At 68.7% G+C, this 9,544-nt stretch carries 6 protein-coding genes; all 6 read right to left on the bottom strand.

Annotated features, from left to right (window positions below; translation table 11 throughout):
* Positions 1 to 69: 69 nt before the first annotated feature.
* On the bottom strand, positions 70 to 2,430 hold the full coding sequence (locus tag AC27VN_RS04480) for an alpha/beta hydrolase (RefSeq protein WP_490875779.1): 2,361 nt from the start codon (positions 2,428 to 2,430) through the stop codon (positions 70 to 72).
* Between the two features lie 240 nt (positions 2,431 to 2,670).
* A complete protein-coding gene (locus AC27VN_RS04475) occupies positions 2,671 to 4,110 on the bottom strand; it encodes an MFS transporter (RefSeq protein WP_490875778.1) in 1,440 nt (479 codons plus the stop codon).
* A 79-nt stretch (positions 4,111 to 4,189) separates the two neighbouring features.
* Positions 4,190 to 5,320 carry a 2-aminoethylphosphonate--pyruvate transaminase gene (locus AC27VN_RS04470; RefSeq protein WP_490875777.1) on the bottom strand — a complete coding sequence of 377 codons (1,131 nt, stop codon included), beginning with the start codon at positions 5,318 to 5,320 and terminating at the stop codon, positions 4,190 to 4,192.
* Between the two features lie 39 nt (positions 5,321 to 5,359).
* Positions 5,360 to 7,093, bottom strand: a complete 1,734-nt coding sequence (locus tag AC27VN_RS04465; RefSeq protein ID WP_490875776.1) for a putative 2-aminoethylphosphonate ABC transporter permease subunit — start codon at positions 7,091 to 7,093, stop codon at positions 5,360 to 5,362.
* A complete protein-coding gene (locus tag AC27VN_RS04460; RefSeq protein WP_490875775.1) occupies positions 7,090 to 8,229 on the bottom strand; it encodes a putative 2-aminoethylphosphonate ABC transporter ATP-binding protein in 1,140 nt (379 codons plus the stop codon). Before AC27VN_RS04460 ends, AC27VN_RS04465 begins: the two co-directional genes overlap by 4 nt.
* A 178-nt stretch (positions 8,230 to 8,407) precedes the next feature.
* Positions 8,408 to 9,448, bottom strand: a complete 1,041-nt coding sequence (locus tag AC27VN_RS04455; RefSeq protein WP_490875774.1) for a putative 2-aminoethylphosphonate ABC transporter substrate-binding protein — start codon at positions 9,446 to 9,448, stop codon at positions 8,408 to 8,410.
* Between the last annotated feature and the right edge of the window lie 96 nt (positions 9,449 to 9,544).

The following is a 9,544-nucleotide window of genomic DNA, read 5'->3' as shown; positions in this document are numbered from 1 at the left end:
TTCGCGCTGCCGCAGCGCGACGACGGCTTCCTGGGGTTCAGGACCTGCGCGCTGTAGCCGGCGCGGCCTTCAGTTCATCCGCTGCAGCTGCACGTCGGTGACGGCCACGCTGCCCGAGGCCTTGGGGAAGCGAAGCGTGACCCGTTGGATGTGCGCGAGGTCCACGCCATGCAGCGCGAAGGCCTTCAGCGGAACCGCCACCATGTTCAGCAGCGGCCGCGTGGTGCCGGTGTCGGCATAGATCGCGTCATCGGGCGCGTCGACCAGCGGGATCGCGCCATCGGGCTTGCGCGCGATGCCATAGAGCGCATCGCTGAAGTCGCTGCCCTTGAGCGCCGCCTTGCGGCCCTGCGTGTCGGTCAGCGCGATCTCGACCTCCTGGCCGATCGGCGCCAGCACGGCGACGCGCACGCTCAGCGTGTCGAAGCCCTGGGCTGAAAGGTCGTCGGTGTCGATGGCCACCACTGGGCCGGCCGTTTCCCACTGCAGTTGGGCCTGATCGGTGATCGACCAGAGCAGCAGGGTCTTCCTGTCGTACGAGGAGGGGTTGTAGAGCTCGCCTTCCTTGAACAGGGCTTCGGCCGGAAGCTGGCTCACGGGGTCGGTGCAGGACGCCTTTCGATCGTTCGGCTGGGCGATGATAGCCAGGAAGCGGCATTGAACGGTCGTCTTGAAGCGCTCGTAGGTGGTCGACAGCCCGCTGGCGTTCTTCGCACTGGCATCCGCGTTGCGGAAGTCCTGCAGCAGCTTGCGCTGGGCGGCGGGCTGATGGACCGTCAGCACGACGCGTTCGTCGCAACTGCTTTCACCGGCCGGGCAGCCGGCCGATGGAATCGGGGCCTGGCCTTTCCAGTAGGGCGCGAACTGGAACTCGTCGCCGACGAAGTAACGCAGGAACGAGGCCATCAGGAACGCGCCGTTGCGGCGCTGGTCGTCGGGGCTCAGGCGCAGTGTGTCGATCTTTCCCGATTGGCAATAGAGCGGGGCGAACTTCTCGGCATCGTCGTCCTCGGACCAGTGGTCGTTGTAGAAGTTGTGGTTGGCGCCCCTGACGACCACCTGGTACTTGGGCGCGCTCTCGTCGCTCGCCGTGTTGCGGCTGTCGTCGAAGATCTGCGCGCCGGGCATGTTGTAGACATCGCCGTCGCAGGTGGGCAGCAGGGTGGCGAACGGTACATGGGTCACGCGCGACAGCTGCCTGGCATTGATCGGCGCCAGCGAGAACACGGCGCGGACGCGGTGCGGCGGCTCGGTGGCCGAAGGCAACACGACGCCCGATTGCAGCAGGGCTTCGGGCGAGGTCATCTGCGCGAGCCACTTCTCGCTGTCCGCGTTGATCGCGTACGAGAACGTGCTCACATCCCGGAACCTGGCGTTGACTTCTTCGAGCGCGGCCTGCTCGGCGGCGACCCGTTCCTTCGCCTGCGCCGCCTGCTGCTGCAACTGCTGCAGGGCCTGCGTCAGAGCGTCGATCTTTTCGGGCGAGGCGGGCGGCGACTGGATTCGCGCGGCCAGCAGCGCCGCCTGGGCCATGAACAGCTTCACGGTGATGTCGGTGGCGGCGGTGGTGGCTTCATCGACCCGCTTCTCGGCTTTCTCCTTCTCGGCCTTGGCCAGCGCAACGAGCTCGCGGCTGCGGCGTGCCGTCTCGACGTCCTGGTAGCTGATGCCGATGCGCTGCTTGTTCAGTTCCACCGCGTACGCGACCGCTTCCGCGCCGCGCGAATGGCCGACGATGCCCACGCGCTCGAGGTCCAGCTTGCCCTTGAGCTCGGGCATCGCGACACCGTTGAAGAGGCCCGTTGCATTGCCGGCGCGCAGCAGGTCGAGCGTGGTCATGAGCAACTGGCCGCGCGCGAACGCGCCGGCGTCCGAGGCGTTCCAGCTGCTGAGCCCGTTGATCTTTCCGGCGTCGATGGAGAAGGCGACATAGCCGTGCTCGGCCAGGTCCTTCTGCAGGTAGTCGTAGCCCTTGGCGTTGTTGAGATCGGAGGAGTCGTGCATGCCATGCAGGAACACCACCACCGGATGGCCGCCGCTGGCCGAGGGCTGGACCTTGGAACTGCCCGGCGTGCTGGCGGGCCCGGCCGGATAGCGCACCGTGCCCTGCAGCGGCACGGTGTAGATCACGTCCTTGTATTGCGCATCGGCGACTGCCGTGGTGCCGAAGCCGTAGACCACCTGCGCCGAGGACTGGTAGTCGCCCTTCTCGCCGAACGGCACCGTCGCCGTGAAGCGCGTGATCGCCGTCGGGTCCTGCGGATCGGGCGGGGTGGTCACGGGGATCGTCGGCGCGGGGTCGGCGGTCGTGGTGGGCGCGGTCGGCGGGGCCGTGAGCGACAGCGCGCTGCCGCCGCCGCCGTCGCCGCCTCCGCATCCGCTCGCGAGCGCGAGTGCAAGAACGATCGCGCAGGCTGCCGCCATGCGCATGGAACGCCTTCTTTTCATTTGCTTTCTCCCAAGATTTCTTAAGGATCGAGGCGATGGGCGGCGGGGCCGCAACTCGCCTCTGGCGATGTCGGCATCGCGATAGCCAATGAATCGAAGACGGGGTGTCGACGTTTGTGAGAGTCCTGCGTCTCGCGCTGCGGACCGTGGAGTGCAAGCAATTCACGTGCCCCTGCGTGGCACCTTCCTAGTGCAACCGTGTGGCGATGTAGTCTGTGCGCCTCAGCGCTCGCCGCCGTGTTCGGAGGCCAGCGGCGGCGCTACCTCCTCGAGCGGCTTGCGTTCGGCGTCGGCCGCATAGCGCAAGGCCAGCAGCCCGGCCACCACCACCAGCACCGCGGCGAAGCAGTAGCCCACCATCACCGCGCCGCGGCTGCCGGTCTCGATCAAGAGGCCGAACAGCACCGGCGCCGCGAAGCCGCCCGCGCCCATGCCGATGGCATAGAAGATCGCGATGGCCATCGCGCGCATCTCGAGCGGGAACACCTCACTGACCGTGAGATAGGCCGAACTCGCGGCGGCCGAGGCCAGGAAGAACACGGCCGACCAGCACAGTGCCTGGCTGCGCGCATCGAGCCAGCCCTGCATGAAGGCCCAGCCGGTGAAGGCCAGCCCCACGCCCGCGAGCACATAGGTCAGCGCGATCATGCGGCGCCGGCCCACGCTGTCGAACAGCGGGCCCAGCAGCAGCGGCCCCAGCACATTGCCGAGCGCGAACGGGAAGATGTAGAGCGCCACGCTGGCCTCGGGCACGGCGTAGAAGCGCGTCAGCACCAGCGCGTAGGTGAAGAAGATCGCGTTGTAGAAGAAGGCCTGCGCGATCATCAAGGCGAGCGCGACGACGCTGCGCTGCCGGTAGTGCTGGAGCAGCACGCGCGCCACCTGCCGCATCGGCGGGCTCTCGCGGCGCGCGGCCGTGTAGTCGACGTAGCTGCGCGGCGCGGGCAGCGGGCCGTGCTGCGCCGAGACCTCGGCCTCGATCTCGTCGACGATGCGTTTGGCCTCGTCGGCGCGGCCGTGCGCGATCAGCCAGCGCGGGCTCTCGGGCACATGGCGCCGCACCAGCAGGATCGCCACCGCGAGCACCGCGCCCAGGCCGAAGCCGGCGCGCCAGCCCCACACCGGGCCGATCACGCGCGCGTCGAGCAGCACCAGGCTCAGCCCGGCGCCGAGCGCGGCACCGATCCAGAAGCTGCCGTTGATCGCGAGGTTGACGCGACCGCGCACGCGCGCGGGAATCAACTCGTCGATGGCCGAGTTGATGGCCGCGTACTCGCCGCCGATGCCCAGCCCGGTGACGAAGCGGCACAGCGCGAAGAAGGCGAAGTCGGGAGAGAAGGCCGTGGCCAGCGTGCCCAGCGTGTAGACCACCAGCGTGACCAGGAACAGCTTCTTGCGCCCGAGCCGGTCGGTGAGCCGGCCGAACAGCAGTGCGCCGAGCACGGCGCCGGCCACGTAGATCGAGCCCGAGAGGCCGATCTCGCCGGCCGTGAGCCCGAGCGTGTCGGGCCGCTCGAGCACGGCGCCGATCGAGCCCACCAGCGTGACCTCGAGGCCGTCGAGCACCCAGGCCACGCCGAGGGCGATCACCACGCGCCAGTGCCAGCGCGACCAGGGCAGGCGGTCGAGGCGGGCGGGGATGTCGCTGCGCAGCACCGTCATGCGCACGATTATGGGAAGCGCGCCGTGCCCCGCGTTGTAGGACCGGCGCTGCAATGCGCCGGTCCGATGAACTGCTCGCTCAGGCCGCGACGGCGGCCGATGCCTGCCGGATGCCCATGGCTTCGAGCGTCTCGGCGATGGCGGCGACCGCGCCCGGAATGCCCGCGTCGCCGAAGTGCCCCATGCAGCCCACGCGGAAGGTCTCCACCTGCGTGAGCTTGCCGGGGTAGAGGATGTAGCCGCGCCGCTTGACCTCGTTGTAGAAGGTCTTGAAGTCGTAGCGCGGATCGTCGGGCGCATGGAAGGTGACGATGATCGGCGCCTGGATGGCCGGGTCGAGGAATGCGCGCAGGCCCAGCGCGGCCAGCCCGCTCACCAGCGCCTTGCAGTTGCGCGCATAGCGGCCGCCGCGCGCGGCCAGGCCGCCTTCCTCCACGTACTGCGCGATCGCGGTGTCGAGCGCGGCCACCACGTGGGTGGGCGGCGTGAAGCGCCACTGCGTGGTCTTCTCCATATAGACCCACTGGTCGTACAGGTCCAGGCTCAGCGAGGGGCTGTGGCCTTCGCATTGCTCGAGCGTGCTGCGCTTCACGATCACGAAGCCCATGCCCGGCACGCCCTCGAGGCACTTGCCCGAGGCCGCGACCACGGCGTCGAACGGGGTCTTGCGCGCGTCGATCTCGAGCGCGCCGAAGGAGCTCATGGCATCGACGATCAGGCCGCGCCCGTGTTTGGCCACCACCAGCGCGATCTCGTGCAGCGGGTTGAGCACGCCGGCGCCGGTCTCGCAGTGCACCACCGCGACATGGGTGATGCCGGGATCGGCCGCGAGCGCGCGGTCCACGTCGGCGGGCGAGATCTGCTTCTCCTCGGTGTAGTCGATGGTGGTCAGCTTGCGGCCCAGCACCTTGCAGATCTTCGCGAGGCGCTGGCAGTAGGCGCCGTTGCTCGGCACCAGCACGTGGCCGTCGCGCGGCACCACGGTGCCGATGGCGGCCTCGACCGAGAAGGTGCCGCTGCCCTGCAGCGGCACGCATTCGTGCGTGCCCGTGCCGTGCACGATCTCCAGCACCTGGCGGCGGATGCGCGCGGTGATCTGGTTGAAGTCGCCGTCCCATGATCCCCAGTCGCGCAGCATCGCCTGGCGCGTGCGCTCGGACGTGGTCAGGGGGCCGGGGGTGAGCAGGATCGGATGCGGGGCTTGACTCATGGTGTCTCCAGGCAGGGAAGGGGAATGAGGTAGGGCCGTTCAGCCGCGGCCCAGGTTGCGCCAGGCCTGCGTGCGCGCGAGCAGCACGCGCGTGAGCAGCGCATAGGCGATGCACACCAGCGTCGAGGTGACCACGATCAGGCTGGCCAGTGCGGCGGCCGGGCCGATGTCGCCGGCGTCGTCCATGTGCATGATCGCGACCGAGGCGAGGATGGTCTCGGGCGTGTAGAGGAAGATGGCGCACGACAGGCTGGCCATCGACACCACGAAGAAGTAGCGCCCGATGTCGAGGATGGCCGGCAGGCACACCGGCACCGTGACGCGCAGGAAGGTCTTGAAGAACGGCACCTTGAGCGAGGCCGAGACGGCCTCGAACTCGTTGTCGATCTGCTTGAGCGCGGTGACGGCCGTGAGGTGGCTCGAGGTGTAGTAGTGCACCACCATCGACACGATCAGGATCGCCATCGTCTGGTAGAGGAAGTTCAGCGGGTTGGCCGGGTGGTTGAAGAACATCACGTAGCCCAGGCCCAGCACCAGGCCCGGCACCGCCATCGACAGCACGGCCATCAGGTGCATGCCCTTTCGCATCAGGCCCAGGCCGCGCGTCTTCTCGATCAGGTAAGCGCCGACGAACACGATCAGCGAGCCGGCCACCGCGGTGGCCATGGCCACCAGCAGGCTGTTGCCGTAGGCCGCGGCCATGTCGCTCTCGACCAGCACGAAGTGGTAGTGCTTGAGCGTGAACGACTGGTCGTAGGGCCACAGCGCGATCAGCGAGGTGTAGACCGCCATGCCGATGGTGGCCAGCAGGAAGGCGCAGACCACGGTGCAGAACAGCGTGAGCAGCGTGTCGGCCACGCGCCGGCGCTTCGGGCTGTAGGGCACCGAGCGCGCCGTGAGCTGCGCCTTGAGCTTGCGCCGCACCACGTAGTCGATCACGAAGGAGACGATAGACGGCAGCAAGAGCAGCATGCCGACCACCGCGCCGATCGAGAAGTTGTGCTGCCCGACCACCTGCTTGAAGACGTCGACCGACAGCACGTTGAAGTTGCCGCCGATCACCTTGGGCGCGCCGAAGTCGCTGACCACGTAGGTGAAGACCACCGTGGCCGCGCTGATCAGGCCGTACTTGCACGAGGGCAGGGTGATGGTCATGAACTGCCGCAGAGGCCGCGTGCGCAGCGCGGTGGCGGCCTCGTAGAGCCGGCCGTCGGCCAGCGACAGCGCGGTGACCAGGATCATCAGCGCATGCGGGAAGGTGTTGTAGACCTCGGCCAGGATGATCCCGGGCGCGCCGTAGATCGAGGTGCCGCCCAGCAGGAACTTGAGCGCGCCCTGGTTGCCGAACCACTGCACGAAGGAGATCGCCGACAGCAGCGAGGGCGCGAGCAGCGGGATCAGCGCGATGAGGCGGAACACGGCCTTCAGCGGTGCCGGCATGCGGCTGCGCGTGAGCGCGTAGGCGAACACGAAGGCCGTGGGCACCGAGATCGCCACCACCGCGGCCGCGACCCAGACCGAGTTCCAGGCGGCGCGCAGCAGGCTCGGCGTCTGGAAGTAGGTGATGAAGTGGGCCAGGCCGACGAAGCGGCCGTCCTTGTCCTGCACCGCGTGCGCGAGGATGGTGAGCAGCGGCGCGACCAGGAACACGAACAGCATCGCCATCACGACGCACAGCACGGCGCGCGCGATGGTCTCGTCGCGGCTCCAGCGCAGGGCGGGCCGCGTGCTGATGGCCGGCTTGGCGGCGAGCGGGTGGGCCAGCGTGTTCATGGTTGCGGCGCGCGCGCGGCGGAGAAGGCGCGGATGCGGTTGGCGCGCAGCGCGATGTCGACCGTGTGGCCCTCGCGGATGCCGAGGTCGTGCAGCTGGTTGAGCGAGAAGTGCAGCCCGAGCGTCTGGCCGTGCAGCGCATCGGCCGTCACCTCGGCGATGCACAGGCCGCCGAGGAACTCGACCTTGGTGACCATGGCCTGCAGCCGGTTGGCCGTGTCCTCGCGCAGGTGCTCGACCGCGCGGTCCTCGGGCCGCAGGTAGAGGTTGACCGCCTCGCCGGGCTCGAAGGCGCCGTCGCAGGCATCGCACTGCAGCTCCATGTCGCCGACCTGGAAGCGGTGGTTGCCCAGCGCCACCGAGCGCAGCACGTTGACCTTGCCGACGAAGTCCGCCACGAAGGGCGTGGCCGGCTGCTCGTAGACCTCCATCGGCGTGCCGACCTGCTCGATCACGCCATGGTTCATCACCACGATGCGGTCGGCCATCGACAGCGCCTCTTCCTGGTCGTGCGTGACCATGATGGTGGTGATGCCGACCTGCTTCTGCAGCCGGCGGATTTCGCCGCGCAGGCGGATGCGCTCGAGCGCGTCGAGCGCCGACAGCGGCTCGTCGAGCAGCAGCAGCCCGGGCCGAGTGGCAAGCGCGCGCGCCAGGGCCACGCGCTGCTGCTGGCCGCCCGAGAGCTGGCTCGGGTACTTGGCGCCCGAGGTCGGCAGGCCGACCAGGGTCAGCAGTTCGTCGACGCGCGCCTTGACCTCGGCCCGCCGGGCCCGGCCGTTGACCAGCCCGTAGCCGATGTTCTCGGCGATCGTGAGATTCGGGAACAGGGCATAGGACTGGAACACGATGCCGTAGTCGCGCCGGTCGGGCGGCAGCCACGAGACGTCCTTGCCGTTCTGCAGGATCTGGCCCGAGGTCTGCGTCTCCAGCCCCGCGATGATGCGCAGCAGCGTGGTCTTGCCGCAGCCCGAGGGGCCGAGGAAGCACAGCATCTCGCCGGGGTTGACGCGCAGGTGCACGTCGCGCAGTGCGCTGAAGGTCTCGAAGTCCTTGCGGACCCCGATGACCTCGAGCGCCGCGGCGCCGCTCGCGGGCCGCCGGCCGGCCATGAACGGGGTGTCGGTCGTATCCATTGTTCGCGCTCGTCGTTGGCGGACGCGCGTCCGCGGGTTGAAGAAGGACAGGGAAGGACAGCGGCCGGATCGGACTCGTTCGCGGGACACCGCGGAACCGGCTCCGCCGGGCCGCCGGTGTCGCCCCCGGTAGGGGGTTGGCGAAGCGACACGAAGTGCGCGCAGCCTGGGGGCGAGCCTATTTAGCTTCGGCCTTGCCTTCGTAGCGCTTGCTCCACTCGGCCAGGATGCGTTCGCGGTTCTTGGCGGCCCAGTTCAGGTCGTTCTTCGCGAGCAGCTTCTCGTAGTTGTCGGGAATGCCCTCGAGCTTCGAGACCACGCCGGGGTAGGCCACCACGGCCCACCAGCGCGCGCTGATCTGGTTGGCCTCCTTGCTCGCCATCCAGTCGGCGAAGCGCTTGGCCTGCTCGAGCTTGGTGCTGGTCTTCATGAGGCTGGTGGCCTCGATGTCCCAGCCCAGGCCTTCCTTCGGGAAGATCAGGTCGACCGGCGCGCCCGACTTCTTGACCTGGTGGGCGCGGAACTCGAACGAGATGCCGATCGGGAACTCGCCCGCGCCGGCCTGCTTGCAGGGCTTGGAGCCCGAGTGCACGTACTGGGCGATGTTCTGGTGCAGCGCGTCCATGTACTTCCAGCCCTCGGCATCGCCCCACATCTGCAGCCACGAGGAGACGTCGAGGTAGCCGGTGCCGCTGGAGGCCGGGTGCGGCATCGAGATCGTGCCCTTGTAGACCGGCTTGGCCAGGTCCTTCCAGCTCTCGGGCTTGGGCAGGCCCAGCTTCTGGGCCTCGACCCGGTTGAAGCAGATGGTGGCGGCCCAGACGTCCATGCCGACCCAGGCCGGCGGGCGCGCGGCATCGGAGTAGGCCGGGTTCAGTTCCTTGAAGCCCTTGGGCTCGTAGGGCAGCAGCATGCCTTCCTGCTGCAGCAGCGCGAGGCTGCTGGCAGCCAGGCCGGCCACCACGTCGGCCTGCGGATTGGCTTTCTCGGCCAGCAGCTTGGCGGTGACGATGCCGGTGGAGTCGCGCACCCACTTCACCTCGATGTCGGGATTGGCCTTCTCGAAGGCGTCCTTGTAGAGCTTCATGGCATCGGTCTCGAGCGCGGTGTAGACCAGGAGCGAGGTCTTCTGCGCCCAGGCGGCGCCGCTGGCCGCGAGGCCGAGCGCCGCGGCGCACAGGACGGCCGCGAGACGGCGCGAGCTTGGTTTCATCGTCATCTGTTTCTCCTGAGAGGGCTTGCTGTCACGAAAGGGTGAGTGGCGGGCGTCCGGGGCCTGGTCGGCCGGATCCGGTGGAGGCAATGTAGATTGCAG

It is taken from the genome of Variovorax sp. 20P10.2.4, assembly GCF_058244205.1.
The sequence above is the reverse complement of the archived record's forward strand: the minus strand, read 5'-3'. Positions and strand labels throughout refer to the sequence as shown.